This window comes from Glycomyces algeriensis (assembly GCF_027622855.1).
Classification (GTDB): domain Bacteria; phylum Actinomycetota; class Actinomycetes; order Mycobacteriales; family Micromonosporaceae; genus Glycomyces; species Glycomyces algeriensis.
On record NZ_JAPZVR010000003.1, the window covers coordinates 361,882 to 383,521 of the forward strand.

General features: G+C 67.1%; 20 protein-coding genes. 7 read left to right on the top strand and 13 right to left on the bottom strand.

Features of this window, described 5'->3' with window-relative positions; translation table 11 throughout:
- Window positions 1–13: 13 nt before the first annotated feature.
- Window positions 14–1,294, bottom strand: a complete 1,281-nt coding sequence (locus O2L52_RS07875) for an extracellular solute-binding protein (protein ID WP_270114814.1) — start codon at window positions 1,292–1,294, stop codon at window positions 14–16.
- Window positions 1,295–1,326: 32 nt separating this feature from the next.
- Complete coding sequence (locus O2L52_RS07880) at window positions 1,327–2,346, bottom strand: LacI family DNA-binding transcriptional regulator (protein WP_270114815.1); 1,020 nt, start codon at window positions 2,344–2,346, stop codon at window positions 1,327–1,329.
- 387 nt (window positions 2,347–2,733) lie between these two features.
- Between O2L52_RS07880 and O2L52_RS07885 the strand changes: the two genes are divergently transcribed.
- Complete coding sequence (locus tag O2L52_RS07885; protein WP_270114817.1) at window positions 2,734–4,200, top strand: family 43 glycosylhydrolase; 1,467 nt, start codon at window positions 2,734–2,736, stop codon at window positions 4,198–4,200.
- A gap of 142 nt (window positions 4,201–4,342) precedes the next feature.
- Window positions 4,343–6,793: an RICIN domain-containing protein gene (locus O2L52_RS07890; RefSeq protein WP_270114818.1), complete on the top strand. Its 2,451-nt coding sequence runs from the start codon at window positions 4,343–4,345 to the stop codon at window positions 6,791–6,793.
- A gap of 39 nt (window positions 6,794–6,832) precedes the next feature.
- Here the strand turns inward: O2L52_RS07890 and O2L52_RS07895 are convergent, their stop codons facing one another.
- Window positions 6,833–7,294 carry a hypothetical protein gene (locus tag O2L52_RS07895; RefSeq protein ID WP_270114819.1) on the bottom strand — a complete coding sequence of 154 codons (462 nt, stop codon included), beginning with the start codon at window positions 7,292–7,294 and terminating at the stop codon, window positions 6,833–6,835.
- 461 nt (window positions 7,295–7,755) lie between these two features.
- Between O2L52_RS07895 and O2L52_RS07900 the strand changes: the two genes are divergently transcribed.
- Complete coding sequence (locus O2L52_RS07900; protein ID WP_270114820.1) at window positions 7,756–8,151, top strand: SH3 domain-containing protein; 396 nt, start codon at window positions 7,756–7,758, stop codon at window positions 8,149–8,151.
- A gap of 85 nt (window positions 8,152–8,236) precedes the next feature.
- On the opposite strand, the gene O2L52_RS07905 is transcribed toward O2L52_RS07900, so the two are convergent.
- The 4 genes from O2L52_RS07905 to O2L52_RS07920 all read right to left on the bottom strand — a co-directional run bounded on the left by O2L52_RS07905 (window position 8,237) and on the right by O2L52_RS07920 (window position 11,941).
- A complete protein-coding gene (locus O2L52_RS07905; protein WP_270114821.1) occupies window positions 8,237–8,527 on the bottom strand; it encodes an HAD family hydrolase in 291 nt (96 codons plus the stop codon).
- Between the two features lie 1,290 nt (window positions 8,528–9,817).
- Window positions 9,818–10,180 (bottom strand): hypothetical protein, encoded by a 363-nt coding sequence (locus O2L52_RS07910; RefSeq protein ID WP_270114822.1) that lies wholly within the window; start codon window positions 10,178–10,180, stop codon window positions 9,818–9,820.
- Complete coding sequence (locus O2L52_RS07915) at window positions 10,125–10,772, bottom strand: response regulator (RefSeq protein WP_270114823.1); 648 nt, start codon at window positions 10,770–10,772, stop codon at window positions 10,125–10,127. The genes O2L52_RS07910 and O2L52_RS07915 overlap by 56 nt, the downstream gene beginning before the upstream one ends.
- A complete protein-coding gene (locus O2L52_RS07920) occupies window positions 10,769–11,941 on the bottom strand; it encodes a sensor histidine kinase (RefSeq protein WP_270114824.1) in 1,173 nt (390 codons plus the stop codon). The genes O2L52_RS07915 and O2L52_RS07920 overlap by 4 nt, the downstream gene beginning before the upstream one ends.
- A 130-nt stretch (window positions 11,942–12,071) precedes the next feature.
- Between O2L52_RS07920 and O2L52_RS07925 the strand changes: the two genes are divergently transcribed.
- Window positions 12,072–12,854: a hypothetical protein gene (locus O2L52_RS07925; RefSeq protein WP_270114825.1), complete on the top strand. Its 783-nt coding sequence runs from the start codon at window positions 12,072–12,074 to the stop codon at window positions 12,852–12,854.
- Between the two features lie 97 nt (window positions 12,855–12,951).
- Here O2L52_RS07925 and O2L52_RS07930 read toward each other — a convergent pair whose 3' ends face one another.
- Window positions 12,952–13,308: a Rossmann-fold NAD(P)-binding domain-containing protein gene (locus tag O2L52_RS07930; RefSeq protein WP_270114826.1), complete on the bottom strand. Its 357-nt coding sequence runs from the start codon at window positions 13,306–13,308 to the stop codon at window positions 12,952–12,954.
- Window positions 13,309–13,520: 212 nt separating this feature from the next.
- Window positions 13,521–14,099 (bottom strand): MarR family winged helix-turn-helix transcriptional regulator, encoded by a 579-nt coding sequence (locus O2L52_RS07935; RefSeq protein WP_270114827.1) that lies wholly within the window; start codon window positions 14,097–14,099, stop codon window positions 13,521–13,523.
- 13 nt (window positions 14,100–14,112) lie between these two features.
- Here O2L52_RS07935 and O2L52_RS07940 point away from each other — a divergent pair, with 13 nt between their 5' ends.
- Window positions 14,113–14,517, top strand: a complete 405-nt coding sequence (locus tag O2L52_RS07940) for a VOC family protein (protein ID WP_270114828.1) — start codon at window positions 14,113–14,115, stop codon at window positions 14,515–14,517.
- 4 nt (window positions 14,518–14,521) lie between these two features.
- Complete coding sequence (locus O2L52_RS07945; RefSeq protein ID WP_270114829.1) at window positions 14,522–15,118, top strand: YdeI/OmpD-associated family protein; 597 nt, start codon at window positions 14,522–14,524, stop codon at window positions 15,116–15,118.
- Window positions 15,119–15,482: 364 nt separating this feature from the next.
- Here O2L52_RS07945 and O2L52_RS07950 read toward each other — a convergent pair whose 3' ends face one another.
- The 4 genes from O2L52_RS07950 to O2L52_RS07965 form a co-directional block, all read right to left on the bottom strand.
- A complete protein-coding gene (locus O2L52_RS07950; RefSeq protein ID WP_270114830.1) occupies window positions 15,483–15,929 on the bottom strand; it encodes a hypothetical protein in 447 nt (148 codons plus the stop codon).
- A gap of 34 nt (window positions 15,930–15,963) precedes the next feature.
- Complete coding sequence (locus O2L52_RS07955) at window positions 15,964–16,794, bottom strand: hypothetical protein (protein WP_270114831.1); 831 nt, start codon at window positions 16,792–16,794, stop codon at window positions 15,964–15,966.
- 156 nt (window positions 16,795–16,950) lie between these two features.
- Complete coding sequence (locus O2L52_RS07960) at window positions 16,951–17,463, bottom strand: hypothetical protein (protein ID WP_270114832.1); 513 nt, start codon at window positions 17,461–17,463, stop codon at window positions 16,951–16,953.
- Between the two features lie 258 nt (window positions 17,464–17,721).
- A complete protein-coding gene (locus tag O2L52_RS07965; RefSeq protein ID WP_270114833.1) occupies window positions 17,722–18,138 on the bottom strand; it encodes a hypothetical protein in 417 nt (138 codons plus the stop codon).
- Between the two features lie 460 nt (window positions 18,139–18,598).
- Between O2L52_RS07965 and O2L52_RS07970 the strand changes: the two genes are divergently transcribed.
- Window positions 18,599–21,361: an AfsR/SARP family transcriptional regulator gene (locus O2L52_RS07970; protein WP_270114834.1), complete on the top strand. Its 2,763-nt coding sequence runs from the start codon at window positions 18,599–18,601 to the stop codon at window positions 21,359–21,361.
- Window positions 21,362–21,640: the final 279 nt, after the last annotated feature.

Below are 21,640 nucleotides of genomic sequence, written 5' to 3' on the forward strand. Positions count from 1 at the left end.
ATGATCGCCTTTCTTAGAACCCGTAACCGGAGTTCGACTCGATGTCGGCATCGATTTCGGCCACCGCCGAGTCGAGGGCCTCCTGGACATCGCCGCCGTGGATGATGTCGCCGGTGTACTGGGTGAAGACGCTCGCGATGACGGTGTAGGCCGGCGTCTCCGGACGCAGGACCGCGAAGTTGCGCGAGTAGTCGACCATCATCCGGAGGGCGCCGTCCGGCGCGTAGTTCTCGGTGAGCGCCGCGGCCGCTTCGGTGGCGGGGATGAGGCCGGTGGCGTTGGCGAACTCGGCCACGAACTCGTCTGACACCGCCGCCTGCAGGAAGGTGTTGGCCCCGGCCGGGTCGGCGGCGCTGGTGACCGCCCACTGCCAGGAGCCGCCGCCGATCTTGGGGCCGTTGCCGAAGTCGGGCGGCGGCAGGAACAGCACGTCGTCGTAGAGGTCCATGGCGGCCAGGGCGTTCCAGTTGCCGTTGAACGACATGGCGGCCTTGCCCTGGTTGAAGTCCTCGCCGCCGATCGGCGACTCGATGTTCGCGAGTTCCCCGGTGAACAGGCTCTGGAACCACTGCCCCCACGCGAGGGCTTCGGGCCCGTTGAGGGCGCCCCCGGCGGTCAGGTAGGTGGAGCGGTCGATTAGGTCGCCGCCGAAGCTCTGCAGGAACGGCGAGTACGCGTAGGGGTACCACTCGCCGATGTCGGCGGTGGCGAAGTCGATCGCCCACTGGTAGTCGGTGTCGGCGGCGATGCGCTGGAGTGCTTCGTCGAACTCCTCCCCCGTCCACGGCGCGTCGAGGGTCGGGATGCGGATCTTCGCGGCCTCGAGGACCGATTCGCGGGCGAAGATCGAGCAGGCCGCCTCCCAGTGGCCGATCGAGTACAGCTGGTCCTGGAAGATCCCGAGCGTGGACGGCAGGAACTTGTCGGTCACCTCGGCAGGCAGGTCGAGGGGTTGGAGGTGCCCGGCCCAGGCCCAGTTGGGCACGTTGGGGCCGTCAACGGTGAGCAGGTCGGGCAGGTCGCCCGAGAGTGCGGCCGCGCTGACGGTGTCGTTGTAGGCGTCCTGCGGGAACGACTCGCGTTCGACGGTGTAGTCGTCCTGGTCGCCGTTGAAGGAGTCGAGGATCTGGTCGGTGACTGCCAGCTCGGTGTCGTTGCCGGCGCTGTGGGTCCACAGCAGCAGCGTGCCGTCGGCGGCGTTGCCGCCGCCCGAGGAGCAGGCGGTCAGTGCACTGCCCGCCAGGGCGGCGCCGCCTGAGGCGGCGGCAAGTTTCATCAGATCGCGGCGTTGCATCGCGGTTCACTCCATTGGGATCGGTCGAAGGGTTACGCCGGGGCGACGGAGTCGCGCCGGGCGATCGGGCAGGGCATGAGGTGCTGTACGGGTTCGGCGTCGGGTTCGTCGAGCCTGCGCAGCAGCTCTTTGGCGGCCCAGCTGCCCATTTCGTAGTGGGGCAGGGCTGCCGAGGTCAGCCCGGGAGCGAGCTCCGGGGCGATGAGTTCCTGGTCGTCGTAGGAGACGACGGAGAGGTCGCCGGGAATGGACAGTCCGAGCTCGGCGGCGGCGCGGTAGACGCCCATGGCCATCCGGTCGTTGAAGCAGAAGATCGCCGTGGGCCGCTCGGGACGGCGGAGCAGTCGCATGGCCGCGTCGTAGCCGCCGTGGGTCCGCCCTTCCGGGGACTCGGCGAACAGCTCGTCGGCATCGAGACCGTAGGCGGTGACGTGTTCGCGCCAGGTGGTCAGGCGGATGTGGCGCGCTTCGACGTCTTCGGCGGTGGTGACGTGGCCGATCCGTCGGTGGCCGGCAGCGGCGAGTTCGGCGAGGACGCCGAGCGCGCCGCCGCGCTCGTCGGGTACCACTGACGTGACGGAGCCGTCGGCGGTGCGCGAATCCAAGAGGACGACCGGCGTCGACTTGATCTCGGCCGGCACGTCGATCACCTGGTGGTACATGGTCGCCAGGAGGATGCCGTCGATCTGGCGCTCCTGTAGGGCGGCGATTGCCTCACCGGTCTCGTCGGGATCGCCCGTGGTGTCGACCATGAGCAGCAGGAACCCGGCCTCACGGGCCGCGTCGTGGGCTCCACGGATCATCTGGCCGGCGAACGGAGTGGTCGCCACGTTGTCCCCGACGAATCCGAGCATGTGGGTGCGCCGGGTACGCAGGCCCCTGGCGACCGTGTTCGGACGATAGCCGAGCTCGGCGGCGGCGGCGAGGACCCGGTCGCGGGTTTCCGAACCGATGCGGTTGCCGCCGGTCCCATTGAGCGCCATAGAGGCCGTAGCCGTAGAAACGCCGGCGGCCCTGGCCACGTCGGTCAGGCGGGGAGGTCTGGTCGCCATCGACAAGCTCCAATCGGTCAATCGATTAACTAGAACCGTTACAGACTATGCGACGGCCGTTAAACGATTAACTGAACCTACAGCCCGACGGATGCGATACGAACTCGAGAAGGTAACGAATCAATAACGTCGAAGCTTGCGTCACAGCGCCTGTTTGGCTCGGATGGATCGGCGTCACCACGGGGCCTTCCTCCTGCAACACTCCTGGGCCCGCCCCGATCACTCCCGCCGTGGCCCGAATATGTACCTTTTCGTCCATTCGAATCGAAGGTTGCGAATGTATTGACTTAATGGTTCGACGTTGGTTACCGTGAACATCACCTGGTGGCCACCAAGTACCTCCTGCCGTGCGCAAGCGCGGTCCCTCACACCACACCAGGAGATGCCATGTCCACAGTCCGTTTGCGGACCGTTTGCAGCAAGGCCGCGGCGTTCATCGCCGCAGCGGTTCTCGCCATGTCCGTCCTGCTCTTCGCCGACGCCGACCGTGCCGAGGCGGCACCCGGCTCCTCGTTCACCAACCCGGTGGTGGACGTTCCCAACAGCGCCGACCCGACCCTCGTCCAGCACAACGGCTTCTACTACTACGTGGCGACCACCTGGTCCTCCCAGGTCGTCATGCGCAAGTCCGCGACCATCGCCGGGCTCAAGACCGCACCGGAGCAGGTGGTGGTGGAGACCGGCGGCGACACCATGTGGGCGCCGCACCTCGAGTTGATCGACGGCCGGTGGTACCTGTACTACTCGGTCGAGCAGTGCTGCGCCGCCCGCCGCACCCACGTCGCCCAGAGCGCGGGCGCCGATCCCATGGGGCCCTATACGAAGCTCGGCATCCTCGACCTCATGCCGAACAGCGGCTGGGCGATCGACGCCGCACCGATGCACCTGGGCGGCAAGCTCTACATGACCTTCTCGGCCTTCGCGCCCGGCGACGGCCTGCAGTCGCTCTACATCGCGCCGATGTCGAACCCCTGGACCGCCTCCGCGCACGGCACCCGCATCTCGGCGCCGACCCTGTCCTGGGAGACCCAGAACGGCGCCGTCAACGAGGGCTCCTTCGCCATCCAGCGGGGCGGGCGCACCTTCCTGACCTACGCGGCCAGCCACTGCTCCGGGCCGAACTACAAGATCGGAATGCTCGAGTACACCGGGAGCGACCCGCTCCAGATGAGCTCGTGGACGAAGTACTCGAACCCGATCTTCCAGCGCAATGACGCCGCCGGCGTCTACGGGCCGGCCCACCACTCGTTCTTCACCTCGCCGGACGGCACGGAGACCTGGATCGCCTACCACGCCAACGACTCCGCCTCGGACGGCTGCGGCACGACGCGGACGACCCGGGTGCAGAAGATCTCCTGGAACGCCGACGGCACCCCGAACCTCGGCGTCCCGGTGGCCACGACGACTGTTCTCCAGGGCCCTTCTGGGGAGCAGAACATCGCCCCTGTGGCGATCCGCAACCGGCACAGCAACCTCTGCCTCGACGACTACAACTGGGGCACCGAACCCGGCGCCGAGGTGCGGCAGTGGACCTGCAACGACTACCCGGTCCAGGACTGGTACGTGAACGACCTCGGCAACGGCTACGTCGCGATCCTCAACCTCTACAGCGGCATGTGCCTCGACGACTACGAGTTCGGGACGCAACCAGGAGCCGAAGTCCGCCAGTGGACCTGCAACGACCAGAACGTGCAGCAATGGCGGATCGTCGACGCCGGCGGCGGCTACGTCAACCTCGTCAACCGCCACAGCGGCCTGTGCCTCGACAACTACAACTTCGGCACCGCAGCCGGGGCCGAAGTCAGCCAGTGGACCTGCCTGAACAACGCCGCCCAGCAATGGCGGGTCGCCTGAGCCGCCCTTCGATCGCGTGATGATCCGGCAGCGGCGGCGCGTGCACGAGATTCGGTCCTGGATCGGGCCCTGATCGGCCAGCGCCGCCGACAGCCGCAAGAAGACGCACCGCTCCGCCTCTGCCTGGCAAAGGAGCCTGAGAATGCAGGTACGAAGAAGGAAAGGAATCCTCGCCGCGGGCCTCGCCGTCCTCACCGCGGCGACACTGTCGACCATCCACATGACCGAAGCGGGGGCCGCCGAGGTCGCCTTGCGGTCCGGCGGCTACGAACTCGTCCTCACCGACGGGAACGTCTCCCGCCCTGTAGCAGTGCGCGATATCGCAAGCGGCGCCACCGTGCTCGCAGAGGCGCAGCCGCTGCAGCTGATCCTCAAGAACGGCAGCAGCCCGGTCGACGCCGGAGCGAAGTACAGCGCGGTCCGCTCCGAAAGCGGTGCGCTCATTGCCACCGGGGAAGTGCGCAGTCCCGCAGGGAGTGTCTTCCGGTTCGAAGACCGGTACGAGGCCGCCCCTGAAGGCGGCTTTGCCGTCGACCGGTCCGTGACCGTCATCAGCGCCAATCCAGCCGACCAGGGCTTCAACTCCCGCTTCACCATCGGACCGACCAACCCGCGCCCACTCGCCGACTACCAGTTCCTCGCCCCCGGCGTCTGGTACGACCGCAACGCAAACGTTCCGCCCGGCGCCCTCGCGAGCGACTACGGCGACGACTACTTCTACTTCCGCGAGATGCGGATGCCGCTGCCGTTCGTGATGATGCACGACACCGCCTCGGGCCTGGACGTCAGCATCGCGCACGAGCACCCGCAGACCGATTCCGATGTGGATGAGAGCTCGAGCGCATGGCTGGTCGACGGCGACACCACCCACGCCGCCCTCGGTGCCCAGAAGATCCCTTCGACCAAGGTCGCGATCGTCTACCCCGCTATGGAAGGGGAGAAGAACTACGTCAACCGCGGCGCCGACTGGGTGCGCCGCTCCAGCCCGGTGACACCGGGCTACACCCAGCACTACGAGTTCCGGATCAACGTCGACAGCACCGGCTCCTTCGCCGCCGCAGTGCACGAGTCGTGGCGCTACCACTGGAACATGGCGGCCCCCCAAGTCCAGAAGGTGCCCGTCCAGACGGTCTACGACGCCTCGATCGCGGTGCTCGCCTCGTATGTCCAGGACTACAACGGCGTCCCCGGACTGCCGTTCAGCGTCTGGCTGCCGAACGGCGAGGTCAACGAGGTCAGCTTCCAGATGGGCTTCGTCGGCCAGCAGATCCCGGCCGGGTACCTGCTCCTGCGCGAAGGCTACGACAGCGGCAACACCGACTACATCGACAAGGGCCGGAGGATCCTCGACTTCTGGGCCCAGAACTCGGCCGCACCCTCAGGACTGCCGCGGACCTGGTGGGACGTGACCCCCGGGCAGTGGCGCTCGTTCTACCCGACCTATCTGCGCATCGCGACGGACGGCATGGAGGGCATGCTCCGCGCCGCCGACCTGATGCGCGACCGCGGCACGCCCGTCGCCCAATGGGACACCTACACCAAGCGCTTCGGCGACTGGCTCGTCGCCAACCAGAACTCGGACGGCTCCTATTACCGCGCCTACAACCTCGAAGGCACCGCCCCGCAGCACCAAGGCAAGTACAACACCCACAACGCCGTCCCGTTCCTGCTCGAGCTGGCCGAGTACACCGGCGACACCCGCTACCGGGACACCGCACTGCGAGCGGGCGAGTACGCCTTCCAGAATGTCCACCTCCCCGCCGCCTACGTCGGCGGCACGCCCGACAACGACAACGTCACCGACAAGGAAGCCGCCCTGCTCGCACTGCGCTCCTTCATGGCTCTGTACGACCACACCGGTGAACAGCGCTGGCTCGACGCCGCCCAGCAGGCCGCCGACTTCGGCGAGACCTGGTCCTACGCCTGGAACTATCCGGTGGAATCCACCCGTCCCGCCTACGCGCAGTACGGGGTGCGGGGCCAGAGCCTCATCGCCACCGGCCACTCGGCGATCGACACCTGGCAGTCGGGTTCCCTGTACGACTACTACCGCCTCTACGAGGCCACCGGCGACGACCACTACCTCGAGCACGCCCGACTCATCGCGAACGAGTCCAAGCTGACTACCCAGTGGCCGGGCAACCCGCTCGGCTACGCCCGCGACGGCCTCCTAGAGGAGGCCATCGGCTTGGCGGACCTGCGCTACGGCGGCGTGAACCTCTGGCTGCCATGGAACTCCGTCGCCCACGCCGAACCGCTCGCACATCTGGAGGACGCCTACGGAACCATGGACATCGACCAGATCGGCGCCGAACCGGCCGGAGGCCGGCAGATCCGCAACCGACACAGCAACCTCTGTCTGGACGACTTCAACTGGATCACGACTCCAGGTGCCGAAGTACGCCAGTGGACCTGCAACGGGCAGGCCAACCAGGACTGGCACCTGACCGATCTGGGCAACGGCTACCACTCGATCAGCAACGGCCACAGTGGCCTCTGTCTGGACGACTACAACTGGGCCACCACTCCCGGTGCCGAGGTACGCCAATGGACCTGCACTAACAGCGCCGCTCAACAATGGCGGACGACATAGTCACATAGCGGCGGAGGCCCGACATCAGGGCGTCGAAGGCTATTGAAGCTGTGAAGTGTCCTGCGGGCTCGGCCATCGGGTTGGTGCATCGGCTGGTTGCGGCCAGTGCTCTGCCGTCCACTCCTGCAACCGGGTCCATTGGCGCTGCCCGGTCCAGATGGGGTTCGCCCGGAGATCCTCGTAGTAGCCTTCACGCCGCCAGATGAATACGTTCTCGTGAGTGGCGACGATCTGGTCACCCGGGCGCAGCGTGAACTTTTCCCAGCCCCGATTGTTGCGGAAGATGGCGACCGATTCGGAGGAAACGCGCATGTAGCTCAGAACGCCGACGGCCAGGAGTGTGTTCAAAGTGAGCCAGCTACTGAGGAAGAGCAGGTCGAATAGCTCGGGCCCTCTCATGAAAGTGCCCGCGGAGCCGAAGATGATGCCCGCTGCGCAGAATATGCCGATCCACCAGGGGTTAAAGCGGATGCGTCTCGCGGCAGGGGCCGAGGGGTTCATGCCGTCGAGTATCGCAGAAGTCGCCGCTCTGGTGGGTTCAGCGATGCGAACACCGGAAGCAGAGGCGTCCCCGCCGCGCGCTTCGGGGAGTCAGGGGTGGTCACGGACAAGCCCGGTGCCGACCGCAGGCAAGCGAGCGGCATCGGCTGGGCCGTGCTCGCCGACCCCGAAGGCAACGAGTTCTGCCCCCGGTGGCCGTTTACGCCGGCGCATCGACTCATGAGCCAGCTCGACTGGGACCGGTTCACCGGGAGTGCGCACCTAAGGTCCAGCCCAAGTGGCACAGTGCGAACCGGCGTTCCCCCCGGACAGAAGGACACCGCTCCCCCGCGCGAGGGAGGCCGCGACGCGCATCCCTGGATAGAGTTGATACATCACCGTTTCAAGAGGACAGACCTCATCATTCTGACAAGTGATGGAATCCGGACGAGGATTCTTGCTCATCACCAGGAGGACATGCAGTGAAACCCTTCACCAGCAAGCTCGCAGGAGTCGCCGGGACCGCGATGATGGTCATCGCCATGCTCGGCTTCTCCGCCGTGCAGGCCAACGCTCAAGAGGCCAGTGCCGCCGGTGACGTCAGCATCCAGAGCAGCTGCGAGCATTTTTGGCACTTCGCCGACGGCCGCACCGGTTCCACCACGGCCACCGACGTGAACATCCGCAGCGGCCCTCACAACGCCAGCCCCTCCTGCACGATCGTCGGCCAGGCCCAGCCGTCTCACTCGCTTCGATTCGACTGCTATACGGGCGGCACTGGCGGCACCTGGTCGCACGTCTTCAACTACACCACCGGTGTCAGCGGCTGGATCAAGGACGAGTTCCTCACTGGGTACGGCGCTTTGAAATCCTGCTAGGCGCAATCGCGATCCCCTACCTGCCCGGGCCTCTCAAGGCCCGGTCACCGCTCGCCAGATCATGGGATTCCGGTAGGCGGTGGGATCAGGAAGCCGCGGATACGAGCACTTCGATGACGGCGTCGCCGCCGTCATCGAAGTTGGCAGGGCACTGGTCGGTCGCCGCGGCGGTCGCGGCCGAGTGCGCGTTTGCGACCGCCCACGAACGCCCTGCCCACGCGAGCATCGGCACGTCCGTGGGGGCGTCGCCGAACGCGACCACATGCTCGGCGTCGATGCCGCGACTGCTGCACCACGCGGCCAGGCTCGAGCCTTTGTCAACGCCGTCCGGGCCGAGTTCGATCTGGTCGCGGCTGCCAGCCTCCCACAGGCGCACGCCCGCAAGCTCGAGTGCGGCTGCTGCTGCAACGAGCTCATAACGCGGCCGCCGGGCACATGCGCACACAGTTTCAGGGGCGGCCCGTCAGCGGCGAAGACGTCCTCAAGCGGACTGCAGATGCGGCGCCGGTCAAGCACCGAGTCTTTCTTCGTGTACCCGAGTTCAGCCACTATGTCGTGACCGGTCTCGATAGCGAACCGGAAGTGCGGCACGGCGGCTCGCAACCGGGCTGCCGCGGGCGCGGCCGCAGCCCGGTCGATAGTGTGCTCGACGGTGACGGCCCCGGTCGCTGGCTCCCATACGGTCGTCCCACCGGCGCAGATGACGGCGTCGAACACGTCAGCGGCCCACGTCCACACTTCGAAAGCCCGATGCGGGCGCGGGGTGACCGCGATCGTGGCCACGCCGTGCACGCGGGCCGCGGTGAGCGCCGATCACCTTGAGCATGCTCGTGTAGCGACGATGTCCGCGGCCGAGAGCCCATCGCTGACTGCAGTGGTCGCGAACAGCTCCCGGACCGCTTCGCGCAGGCCGACGTCAGCGGCAAGGTCAGCGTGGGTGATGGCTCGGCCGCGACGAGCTCAAAGCGCTCGGTCCCCGCCGGCGGGGACCGCGATGCCGTCAGCGCCCCCGATGAGGCCGTGCCGGGAGCAGTACAGGTCAATACCACCGAGCGCTTCGCCGTCCTCCAGGCGTACCCAGGGCATCAGGCCAACCAGACCCTCAGGGAACTTGATCAAGTCCTGGCACTCATCCCGCTACCCCACGAAAAAGACACGACCGCCCCGTCCGATTGGCTCACCAACCAGCAACCCCGGAACGAGCGAACTCCCAGATCAGAGCCTCGATGCCAACAACCACCTGCCATCATTGGCTAACAACCGGCAATGACCAACAACTGTCGAACAGCAACGGCGCCTTCGCGAACGGCTCCGAAAAAGGCGCCAATGGCTCCCCGAGGCCCTCTACAAAGGCGTCACTCGGGGCCGCGGGACCGCGCGAAAGACACGAAAAAGGCCCTGTTACCAGTGCCTTTAATCTGTGCGCGAGGGACTTGAACCCCCCACGTCCATAATAGGGCACTAGCACCTCAAGACTATTTCACGCCCCGAATTGTCCGATTTCCAGGACATCTCCGCAGATAGCTGCGGCAAAGGTGATAAGCCTTGCGTACCTTTGGTCATCGCTGGGCTTGATTCTCCGAGCAGAACGGCTCGTAAAACGGCTCTAAAATTCGTCCACAATTGACTCAGTGGGTCAGCCAAAGCGCCGGCATGCGCGTCAGCCTCAGTTAGGCGCAACAGGAACACAGCATCGGGCGGGGTGGCCGTCGGGGCCGCGGCGGACTTCGATGACGCGGATGCGGTCGAGTTCGCGCAGGACCAGGACGAGGGTGGTGCCGACGCTGACCGCCGCGAGGAGCCCCGCGGTGAGACCGACTGCGGCGGTGGTGGCGGCGAGCCAGAACTCGACCTTGTCGAGGCGGGCCAGGCGTGTGAACTCGCGCGGGGAGATCAGGCCGAAGACCGCAGTGACGACCATGGCCGCGAGGGCGGCCTTTGGGAGCAGGTCGAGGATCGAGTGTGGGCGCTTCTCAGTCTCCGGCGTCCCGTACCAGTAGGGCGACCTGCACGCGGTTCTCGAGTCCAAGCTTGGTGAGGATGCGGCTGACGTGGGCTTTGACGCTGGTCTCGGTGATGCCCAGCGCGCGTGCGATCTGCGCGTTGGAGCGGCCTCGGGCCACTTCGGCGGCGACGGTCCGCTCGCGTGCGGTTAGCGCCGACAGGCGGCCGGTCGCCGCGCGCGCGGCCGCGGGCGGCTGCCGGATGTAGGCGTCGACGAGGCGGCGGGTGACGGCGGGGCTGAGCATGGCCTCGCCCGCGGCGGCGGCCCGCACCGCGTCGGCGAGTTTCCGGGGCGGGGTGTCCTTGAGCAGGAAGCCTACGGCGCCTTCGGCGAGCGCGGTGTGGAGGTAGTCGTCGAGGTCGAACGTGGTCAGCATGACCGCGGCGACGGCCAGGTTGCGCCGCTTGAGCTCGCGGAGGACGCCTAGGCCGTCCATGCAGGGCATGCGGATGTCGATCAGGGCGACGTCGGGGCGGTACGCCGCGACGGCGTCGAGCGCTTCACGTCCGTCTCCGGCCTCGGCGACCACCTCTATGTCGGCGGCCGGGCGTAGCACCATGCGCAGGCCCGCGCGGACCAGCGGCTCGTCGTCGGCCACGACCACTCGGATCGTCACGGCGGCCCGTCCGATCCGCCGAGCGGGAGCGCGATGCGCAGTTCGTAGCCGCCGTCCGGCGTGGGCCCGGCGTCCATGGTGCCCTCCAGCACTGTCACCGACTCGCGGATGGCGACCAGTCCGAGGCCGCTGCCCGCGATCGCGCGGATCGGCTCCGGCGGCGCGGTGTTGCGGACGCGCAGGACGGCCCGCCTTGGGGTGCAGTCGAGATCGACGACGGTCGGCACCGTACCCGCGTGCTTGTGGACGTTCGTGAGCGCTTCGCGGGCGGCCCGCCACAGGGTGCGGGCTGCAGGGGAAGGCAGGCGCTCCGAATCGCCGCTGCGGCGCAGCGACACCGGGACCCCGGCGCGGATCGAGTCGGCGACGAGGCCGTCCAGGTCGGCGACGGCGGCCGGTGCGGGGTCACGGGCAGAGGTTCGCAGGACCCCGAGCACCTCCCGCAGCTGCTCGAGCGCTTCGACCCCGGTGGCGCGGATCAGCTCCGCAGCATCGGCGGTCTCCGGGTCGGCCGCGTTGACCTCCAGCGCCCCCGCGTGCAGGACCATCAGTGAGACGCGGTGGGCGATGACATCGTGCATGTCGTGCGCGATGCGGGCCCGTTCGCGGTCCCGGGCGAGGACGGCGGCGTCGTGCTGCTCGCGTTCGAGCCGCTCGGCGCGCTCGCGGGCCTGGTCGAGCACCGCGCGGCGGGCGGCCGTCCACAGGCCCAGCGCGAACGGCGCCCACACGAACAGCGCCGCCGCACCGAACCAGCCCCGCAGTGCCGACTCGACCGTCCCCGTGTCGTCGGCAGCCGTACCGACTCCCACCAGTAGTGCCGTCCACGCCGTCGCCGCCAGCGCAAACCCGGCCCGGGTCGCCGTGCGCCGCAGGTGCCGGCCCGCGACGAATGAGGCCAGCAGCAGGCACGCGTCCGCGCCCGTGGGATCGACCAACGCCGCCGTGACGGCGACTGCCGGCAGGGGCCAGAAGACGGCCGGAGACCACCAGAGGGCGAGCCCCGCGGCGATCGCGAGGAAGGGCGCCGCCCAGTCCGTCCGGGCCGCGCCCGTCAGTTCCGCGAGGTGCCCGGCGGGACCGGGCTCACCGGGCAGGATGGACGCGCCCAGCACCAGCACCCCGGCCGCCGCGGCCAGTACCGCACGCCGCGCCCGAACCGTCGTCATGCGGCGAGCCTAGCCGCGGCCGTACCCGACGAACTCGGCCCAAAGGACGAGTTCGACCCCCTACGAAAGCGACATGTCTCCGGTTCGATCGGCCGACGCCCCCGCGGCCCGGGGCGCCGATCCTGGTCCCGTGACAAGATTCCAACGCCTGCAAACCTGGTCGACTCCTACCCGCCGCCACACCGACGCCTGGTTCCCCGGGCCGCTGATCGGCGGCGCCGCGCTCATCGCCGGCCCGGCCCTGTGGTGTCTGGGGCTGCTGCTGCGCTACCTCCCGGCCCACTCCGACCTCCTCGCACCCGACCAGTGGGAGGACCTGCGCGACCGCCCGTTCGCCGCGCCGATGGAACTGGCGATGTACGAGGCGGGCCCCGGATTCGTGCTCGCCGGCTTCGCGGTGTTCATGCTCGGCGCGCTCGCCCTGGCCTTCGCCTACCCGGCCCTGGCCCGGCTCGCAGCGGCCGCGTCCCCGCGGCTGGCCTGGTGGGGCGCCTCGCTGGTCGTCCTGGGACTGTTCGCCCGGCTGTACTGGGGCGGCGTCGAGCAAGCCGCCTTCGCAATGGCGGAACGGGACGGCGCCGAAGCCGCCGCCGACTTCGTCTTGGGCGCCTACCCCGAACTGTCGTACGGGCCTTGGCGGATCGTGGTCTGGTGCTCGGCGCTCCACTATCCTGGGATCGTCATGCTGGTCCTCGCCGCCTACCGCTCGCAGGTCCTCGGGATCGCCCGTTGCGCGGTGCTGCTCTGGGCCGGATCGATGTGGGTCGGCGTCCTCAAGGAGTCGCACCTGCTCGACGTGCTCTCCGCCGCAGCCGCCTGCGCTGTGCTCGCACCCCTCGGCATCCGGCTGCTTCGCGCCGAGGCCGCACCTGTCATGCCCGAACGGCTTGCCGCAGGGATCCGCAGGTGGTGAGGTGGTCCGGCGCGTCGTTCCGGTCGTACCCCGGCGTTCTCCGCCAGCGCAGCACGAGTCCCGAGAGGCCTTGCAGAGCGGGTCATGGCCGGGTCCTTCAGCCGGCGAGTTGTTCGCACATTGCCCAGATGGTGTCTCGGGTGTGTTCGTCGAGCACGGCGTCAGGCCATGTAGGGGGCTGGGACCGGGTGTTGAAGTAGGTCTGGTTGACGCCCTCGAGTTGTGGAGTGGCGGCGAGGTGGACGCTGGAACGGGATGCCTTGACGAGGGCCCGGTGTCCGTATAGGACGGGCATGGCGAGTCGCAGGAACGGCACGATCGGCCGTGCCGCCACCGGGTAGGTGTCGGTGGTCAGGTTCTGGTTCATCGCGGTGTACGCGTGGCCGGGGTAGGCGACGTTCAGGGTCACACCGGTCCCGGTCAGGCGCTCGGCAAAGGTGAAACTCATGGTCATGAGCGCCAGTTTGGTTGGTTGTAGTGCGATAGGCCTACGAAGGACCGCTCGCCTTGGAGGTTGTCCAGGTCGATCCGCCCGCGCGGCACGCCGCCGGTGATGTTGACGACCCGGGCCGCTCTCGCGCGGGTGAGCGCCGGTTGCAGGAGCCGGGTCAAGGTGTACGGGGCGATGACGTTAGCGGCGAAGGTGGTCTCGATGCCGTCCTCGGCTCAATCGTTCTTTCTGCTGCTCGTGGCCGTGTTGTTGACCGGGCAGTTGCCTTCACTTCGGCCGCACGCTTCGAAGTCGCAGAGGCGGCACAGCCAAGGGCTCGGGCGGCCAGCAGTGAGGGCGGCACGCTCCTCGACCCTGGCGCGGGTCACCGTGGTCAGCATCGTGTCCAGCGCCGCTGCAAGATACTCGACCTGGCCCGGGGGCAATTCGGCAAGTGCGCTCGCCAGCGTCCGCTCGCGCGCCGCGAGCACCTGCGCAGCCATGTCCCGGCCGCGTTCGGTCAGCACCACCGAGACCGCCCGTCCGTCCTCGGCCCCCACGCGCTCGACCAGGCCTTCGGCGGCGAGACGGTCGACGAGCCGGACGGTACCCGAATGCGTCAGGCCCAGAACGGAGCTCAGCTGCGTCACCGATCCCCCATCGGCGAATTCGTGCATGGCCGCGAGCGCGGCCGGGGCCGAAGGGCCGAGCCCGGCGATCGCTTCGACAGCGGTGTTCATCCGGTCGGCGACCACGAGGCTCAGCGCGCCGAGGACGTTGGCCGCGTGCCGGCGGCTTGACGGAGTTGATGTCACCGCCCTAAGATATATGTATGAGTCATACACAGTCAAGCACGAGCAAGACTTCCGCAGCACTGTCCATGGTCACATCGACAGCGCCGACCCGGCCCGCCTCGCGCGCTTCTACGCGGACGCACTCGGCTGGGAAGTCACCTACAGCGACGACAACTACGGGATGATCGAAGGCGACGGCGGGAAGATCGGCTTCGGCAGGATCGAGGCATTCCGCCCCACGCAGTGGCCCGACAAGACCGGCACTAAACGCTTCCACCTCGACCTGCAAGTACACGACCTCGACGAAGCAACCGCGAGCCTATGCGCGATCGGCGCCAGCCGACCGGACTTCCAACCCGGCGCCGACCGCTGGCGCGTGCTGCTCGACCCCGACGGGCAACCGTTCTGCCTGAGCCCCCGCCCCGCGGACGCACCATAGCGCCGTGACCGAACTCGAGGAACTGCTCGTCCCCGACTCCGAAGCGTGGCGGGCCTGGCTCAACAGCCACCATGCCGACCACCCCGGAGTCTGGCTGGTACTGCACAAGAAAGGCGGGCACACCACGACCCTGACCTACGCCCAAGCGCTCGACGAAGCGCTGTGCTTCGGCTGGATCGACGGGCAGATCGCCCGACGCGACGACGACAGCTACCGCCAGCGCTTCACCCCCCGCCGACCGAACAGCCCCTGGTCGGCCAGGAACGTCGAGTACGTCGCACGCCTCACCGAGACTGGACGGATGCAGCCGGCCGGGATCGCCGCCGTCGACGCCGCAAAAGCCCAGGGAAGATGGCAAGCGGCCTATCGCGGGCAGGCCGACATGCAGATCCCACCCGATCTCGCCGAGGCGCTGGCGGCCAATGCAGCTGCGGCCGCGACGTTCGAAGGGTTGGACGCCGCCAACCGGTACTCGATCGTCTACCGGCTCAACGCCGTCAAACGCCAGGCCACCCGGGACCGCAAACTGACCGAGTATATCGGCATGCTCGCCCGCGGCGAATCCCTCCACGCCCGCAAACCACCGAAGGACCATCAGTAACCCTCCCGCCCAACGCGGAAGGCAAAACGCGACCGGACGAGGTGGCGGGCAGCTCCAGCCGCCCGCCCACCAACATTGAACGGAACGAATGGCGAAGGCGTCCTTGAGGAATCGACAGAGTTGAGGATGACAGCGACCCGACAGAGGTCCTGTTTCAGACTTGAAGGACAAAGAAATAGAGACCATCAACTTGATGATCTCTCAGGTGTCGTATGTCCGTTTGTGAATTAAGCCTGAACTTGTTTCATCTGGTCAGAGAGGGTGTGACTCAAAATGGTGGGCTTGCTTCCTAGCTTCCGGTATGAGTGGCTAGGTAGGGCTCAGGACCAGGAGGTCTCCGCATGCCTGGACGATTGACATGTTCTTATGGCTGCTGCCGCTTCGCGGACTGGGACATCGGTGTAGTTGCGGTCCCGTTGTCGCCAGTTACGGGTCGATCGTCTGCATCTTCGACTTCGTGCTGCATACGAACGGCGGCGATGGCCTGCCGCACGGCGACACCGAGGAACAGCAGTATCGTCATGCCCGCCGCGACGATGCCGACGATCTTGGTCGGTGAATCCGGCAATGCGGGGAACACGGCCAGCAAACCGATCACCAAACTCACCATTGCCACCGACAGGGCGATGGTGGCGAGGTACGCGCTCATCCGTTCCGAACCGTCCGCCGATCGGCGCTGACGCTCGAACTCGCGCCGCTGCTGCTCGATGAGTACAGCGAGGAGCCTGTTCGTTTGCTGCTGCTCGCGCGCCAGGGCACGAAGCTCATCCTGCAGTGACCGCACCTGACCGCGTGTGACGAACGGGTTCATGACTGCCCTCCGAGGCAACCGATGGTCGAACTGCTCAATCCAGGTACTCGCATCTCATCGCCATCGGTATCTCGACATACCCCGGGTCTCCCTCCCCCACCATCTCGCCGCTTGACTGCCCGAAGAACCGGTCCTGGTCGCACGACAACTCGCTCATACGAAACGGCGCGCCGGCGTGGTCGATAGTGACCGATCCCAAGACGCCGTCCACCTCGTAATCGACCACCAGCCGGTATTCATATGCGCCTCCGACGATTTGCGGATCCAGGTAGACCTTGACCATGACGCTCTGCTTGTCTCCGGGCGCGACATTGATGACCTGATCCTGGAAGAACTCGTGGTCGGTTCGTTCCCCGGTCTCCTCCTCGACCGCGTACGGTCCGGGATTCGGAGCGTTGAGCAGCAGGTGCATCTGGTCGATCGGATGGGCTCCGCACGGCATCGGTTCGATGAACGTGCCGTCGTCGATCGCCTCGATCTCGGTGACGATCTCGGCCCGGATGCCGGTGACGGTCACTTGCTGTGGGAGGTCGGTCTGCAGTGTGAAGTAGATGCTCACGGAGCCGACGAGATACGCACCCGCCGTCAGCAGGCTCGAGACGAATTCCGGGTCGCTGGCGTAGTAGGAGAGGTCTTCCAGGATCGCGTCGGCGGCGTCGGCGGAGCTGTCGTCGAACACGAAGTTCCGACAATCATCGCCGTTCCCCAGTTGGGTGACCGTCGCGAGCAGCACATCCTCTTCCGTGGTGGGCGACTCGGCTCCGGTCGAGGTGTTGGCGAGGCTGGAGCCCGACGCTTCGGGGCGGTCGTCCTCCTGTCCGATCGCGCCGATGACGGCGGTTACCACGACGATGAGGACGAGCACGACTGCGATCGCTAAGAACAGGGTGGTTCTGCCTGAACGCCGCGGGCGTGACGGGGTGAGGTCTGGGGTGCGCATCCTGCTCACTCTCGAAGCGAAGGGAGCACCCATCGTATTACGCGCCATCCAAACCGGCGGTCCCCGCGTCGCACCTTCTCATCATTCCGCTGCTCGATGCTGGGTGCACCAGTGCCGCATGGCCTCAGTGCTCACGGCCACGAGCACGCACAGGTGCAGAACGATCCCAAGGAGGCCATGGACCACGCCCAGGACCGGGACCTCCGGGACGGCGGTGAACGGGCTAACGACCACATACGCGCAGAAAATGATCGCCCCGGCCTCGACGGCCATCACTCCTCTTCGCGCCCAGCCCTTCCCCCACCGAAGCTGCACTGCGAGCACGACATGGAGGACCGTGAGCGCGCCGAGCACGGCACAGTACGCCGCTTCGCGGGTGACCTGAGCCGTCGGGACTCCCGCGGCGGCGAGGTCGAAGAGCAGGAAGAGCGCGGAGATGAAGAATCCGGTGCAGAGCGCGGTGCCGATGAGCCACATCGCGGCGGTGGTGAGGTTCCCCTCGGGCGGCATCGGCGAAGACGCGGGTTCGTTCGTCTCCACGGCTGCGGACTCCTCGGCGAGACCGGGGTCGCCGGGGGGTGTGGGTTCGGACATCGAGGACTCCTCGGGGGATGGGGGTCCGCCCAGAATATCGGCGCGGGCGGCGGACGCCGGTCCTCAGCCGCACAAGATTTGACCTGTGCTCGGCTGCGGCGGCGCTGCATCCGGACGCAACGTCGTCGAGCGGTGTTTCAACCGACTCAAGCAGCGGCGGTAGATGCCCGCCCGTCACGCGAGACGGGCGGCCATCTACCGCGCGAGCTTGGTCATCGCCGCGAGCATGATCTGGCTCAACGATTCACAGGACAAGCCCTAGCACGCGCCGCCCCAATGTTGGCTGCCCAGCTTGAGGGAGCTGCTGCCCGTGGTGATTTTTTGCCACGCGCCTGAATCGACCGGAGGGGCTCCGCGGTGGTAGGTGATGCAGTAGCTGCCGACTTTGACGTCGTTCCTGTACGTCGAGAAGTAGTAATGGTCGGCGTAGGCTTCGAAGTTGCCGTTGTTCACGACGTAGAACGTGCTGTTCTTGGGCAGAACAAAGTTAGGGAGCAGGCCAGGCGTACCGTACTGGAAATTCGCGTCGGCCAGCGACCCTCTGTAGAGGCACACATATCCGGACTTGCATTTCTCCAGGTCGTCTCCGGCGGACGCGGGGGACGCAGGGAAGACGACCAGACCGACGAAGACGGCAGCCACGGCGGCCAGAGCGGTGAGGCGTTTCTTGAGCATCACGTTCCTCTCAGTTCGAGGGTTTCTACGCTTGCGGTGCATGGAATCTCCAGTTCGTGTCCGATGCTGATGTCGCCGAAGCCGGCGATCTGCACCAACCATGTCGCCCGGATGCACGGAACCTGCACGGATCGTGCACGGCCTTCTTTCAGCGGCAACAGCGCACGTGGGGACGTCCGGTCGTGCGAAGAGCGCCGGGACTGGTAGCCGTCGATCTGACTCAGGTTCGCAAAGGGCGGCTGGTCAGACGATCAGCTCGGGCATGGTGAACAGCGATGCTTCCGCGCCCGCTAGAGCGATGACCGAACCGGCTGTCAAGTCGTTGTCGGTTATGAGTCAGCATCCGTTGGCTGAGATCGAAGGCGAAGCAACCTGAGGCTGCGGGTGCGCGGACTGTGGATGGAAGCGGTTCTCGATACCCTGGAGTCTCTTGAGCAGCAGTACTTCTGGAGGTAATCCCGTGGAATTTCGGATCCTGGGTCCGCTCGAAGTACTGCATGACGACGTAGCGGTGCCTGTGCGAAGCCCGCTGCAATGCAGGGCGCTGGCGGTGCTGCTTCTCGACGCTGAGTCGCCTGTGCCGATGCATCGGATGATCGCGGCCATGTGGGACGACGAACCTCCGACCACTGCGCGTCGTCAGGTGCAGAACACCATCGCGGCACTGCGACGACTGCTCGCGGCGGCAGACCCGATCGAGCATGCAGGTGATGGCTACCGGCTCCGCCAGCACCGATCCGACCTGGCAGCGTTCACCACCGAAGTCGCACAGGCGAAACGCGAAAGCGATCCGGCTGCGACGGAACGGCTGCTCGCTGCCGCATTGCGCCGCTGGCGCGGGCCGGTCCTCGGCGGGCACGGCGGCAACCTGATCAAGTCCATAAGCGCCGGACTCGAGGAACGCCGGCTGGACGCGCTCGAAGCGCGGTTCGCGGCGCTACTTGAACTCGGCCGTCATGGCGAGTCGGTCGATGAGCTTCGCACGGCCGTCGTATCCCATCCCGACCGTCAACGTCTCACGGGTCAGCTCATGCTCGCTTTGTACCGCTGCGGTGACCGGGCAGCGGCGTTGCGGGCCTTTGAAACGCTGCGGGGCCGGCTCGCTGAGGAGCTCGGCATCGACCCCGACCGGACGGTGCGCGATCTGCACACCGCGATCCTCCGTGAAGATCCCGCGCTCACACTCGCCCCCGACCCCGTCCCGTCGTCGATGCGGCATGACGCGTCAAGCGCGCCATCGCTGCTTCCTGGCGCGATACCTGGCTTCACCGGCCGGGAGAGCGAACTCGACCGCCTCAGTGCACTCGTCGACGACGGTGCACGCCTGGCGATCGTGGCCGGGTCCGGCGGGGTCGGCAAGACCACGCTGGCGCTCCACTGGGCGAGGGCGATCGCCCACCGGTTCCCTGACGGGCAGCTGTACGCCGACCTTCACGGCTTCGACCCCGCCGGAACCGCGGACCGCCCAGAAAGCGTGATCCGCCGTTTCCTCGAAGCGCTCGGCATCCCCGCCGAACGCATCCCTGACGCATGCGACGCCCGAACCGACCTCTACCGCAGCACACTCGCCAATCGGCAAGTCCTGGTCATTCTCGACAACGCCAAGGACGCGGCGCAAGTGCGCCCGCTCCTGCCCGGCGGCACCGGCACATTCACGCTCGCCACGAGCCGCAACCGCATGACGGGCCTGATCACCACCGAGGGAGCCGACCTCGTACAGGTCGAAGCGCTCGATCGTCAGCAGGCGAAGGAGATACTGGAACGACGACTCGGCGCGCGACGGGTCAACGCCGAACCCATTGCAGTCGAGTCGATCATCGACATGTGCGGGGGACTGCCACTGGCCCTGGCAGTCCTCGCCACCCGCGCGGCGGTCCAATCGGAGTTCCCGCTCGCGCATTTCGTCGAACAGCTGCGCGGTGTCGAGAGCGGCTTGAGTGCGTTCGCCGAAGACGATCCGCTCACGGACGTCACGACGGTCTTCTCATGGTCGATCGGCGCCCTCAGCGACGAGGCCGCAAGGCTGTTCCGACTGCTCGGGCTTCACCCGGGCCCGTACTGCACGCCTGCTGCGGCTGCCAGCCTCGCAGGGCGTCCGCTCAGCGCTGTTCGCGCGCTGTTCGCGGAACTACACGGTGCGAGCTTGATCAGCGAGCCGCTTCCCAACGAATTCCACATCCACGACCTGCTGCGCGCATATGCAAGAGAGCTCGCCGCCGAAGCTCCTGCCGTATCGGCGGAAGCGACCGCGCGGTTGATCGACCACTACCTCTATCACGGTTGCACCGCAGCAGAACTGATCGCGCCGCGACCACGCGTTCCCGTCGCCGGTGATCCACGGCCAGGCGTGCACTGCCAGCCGATCGCCGACCGCTCCGCCGCGCTCGCATGGTTCGCCGCCGAGTACCCGGTGCTGCTCAACCTCATCGACCAGACCACCGACCCCGAAACCGCCTGGAACCTCGCATGGGTCCCGGTCACATGGCTCAACGACCTCGGACGGCGCAGCGAGATCATCCGTACTCAGATCGCCGCGCTCGCCGCGGCTGAACAGCTCTCCGACGTCACGAAGCAGCTCTACTCGCACCGGATCATCGCCAACCAGTCGATCTTCACCGACAACGCGCACGTCTCCGAGAAGCACCTGCAGCGAGCGCTGCAGCTCTGCGAAGCTGCCGATGTCCTCGACCGGGGGTTCGTACACCACCACTTCGCACTGTTCCTCGCCACCGTCAAAGACGACGCTTCGAGAGCACTGGCATACGAACGTACCGCGTTCACGGCATTCCAGGAGGCCGGCAGCGAATTCGGGCAGGCTGAGGCGCTCAGCTCCATCGGACGGCTCCTGGCTCACCTCGGCGTGCCCGGACGCCTCGACGAAGCGCTCACCAGTTGCCAAGAGGCCCTTGCACTCCTGGAGAAGCTCGACAACCTGTGCGCTCAGATCCCGGTCTGGGACAACATCGCGTTCATCCACCACCGGTCCGGACGCACCGCCGAAGCGTTCGCCTCCTTCGGCAAGGCCATTGCGATCGCCCGCTCTCTGAACGCCGTCATGAACGAAGCCGAGACCTCAGTGGGCCTCGGGCGCGTCCACGCCGAACTCGGTCAGGCCGCCGAAGCGAGAGCCGCCTGGGAGCGGGCCATCGAAATCCTGGAGCCCAGCGAGCCCTTCAGCGCAGCCAGAATCCGGTCGATGATCAACGGACTCTCCCACCCGTAATGCGGCCACAGACCGCGCGGCTCAGCCGCCCGTTGCCAACGGGCGGCTGCTCACGAGCTCAGCACTTGCCGTCGCGGTAGGCCCGCTGAAGCCCGACGGTTGTGGAACGAGGCGGCGACCTTCTCACGCGACATCGGACTGCTCGACGACGCCGAGTACGAGCAGCGCCGAACCAGCGAGACTCCCACTTGCCCGGCGCTGTACATGCCGACCGGAAGAAAGTGGCCAAGCGACGTAAGGTGTTTGCGCCCTCTTGTGGTCGCCGGGCGTCTCGCGTGC

Coding starts and splice junctions, on each gene's coding strand:
- O2L52_RS07875 (WP_270114814.1), bottom strand. CDS start 1,294: ATGCAACGCCGCGATCTGATGAAACTTGCCGCCGCCTCAGGCGGCGCC.
- O2L52_RS07880 (WP_270114815.1), bottom strand. CDS start 2,346: ATGGCGACCAGACCTCCCCGCCTGACCGACGTGGCCAGGGCCGCCGGC.
- O2L52_RS07885 (WP_270114817.1), top strand. CDS start 2,734: ATGTCCACAGTCCGTTTGCGGACCGTTTGCAGCAAGGCCGCGGCGTTC.
- O2L52_RS07890 (WP_270114818.1), top strand. CDS start 4,343: ATGCAGGTACGAAGAAGGAAAGGAATCCTCGCCGCGGGCCTCGCCGTC.
- O2L52_RS07895 (WP_270114819.1), bottom strand. CDS start 7,294: ATGAACCCCTCGGCCCCTGCCGCGAGACGCATCCGCTTTAACCCCTGG.
- O2L52_RS07920 (WP_270114824.1), bottom strand. CDS start 11,941: ATGACGACGGTTCGGGCGCGGCGTGCGGTACTGGCCGCGGCGGCCGGG.
- O2L52_RS07930 (WP_270114826.1), bottom strand. CDS start 13,308: ATGACCATGAGTTTCACCTTTGCCGAGCGCCTGACCGGGACCGGTGTG.
- O2L52_RS07940 (WP_270114828.1), top strand. CDS start 14,113: ATGTATGAGTCATACACAGTCAAGCACGAGCAAGACTTCCGCAGCACT.
- O2L52_RS07950 (WP_270114830.1), bottom strand. CDS start 15,929: ATGAACCCGTTCGTCACACGCGGTCAGGTGCGGTCACTGCAGGATGAG.
- O2L52_RS07960 (WP_270114832.1), bottom strand. CDS start 17,463: ATGTCCGAACCCACACCCCCCGGCGACCCCGGTCTCGCCGAGGAGTCC.
- O2L52_RS07965 (WP_270114833.1), bottom strand. CDS start 18,138: ATGCTCAAGAAACGCCTCACCGCTCTGGCCGCCGTGGCTGCCGTCTTC.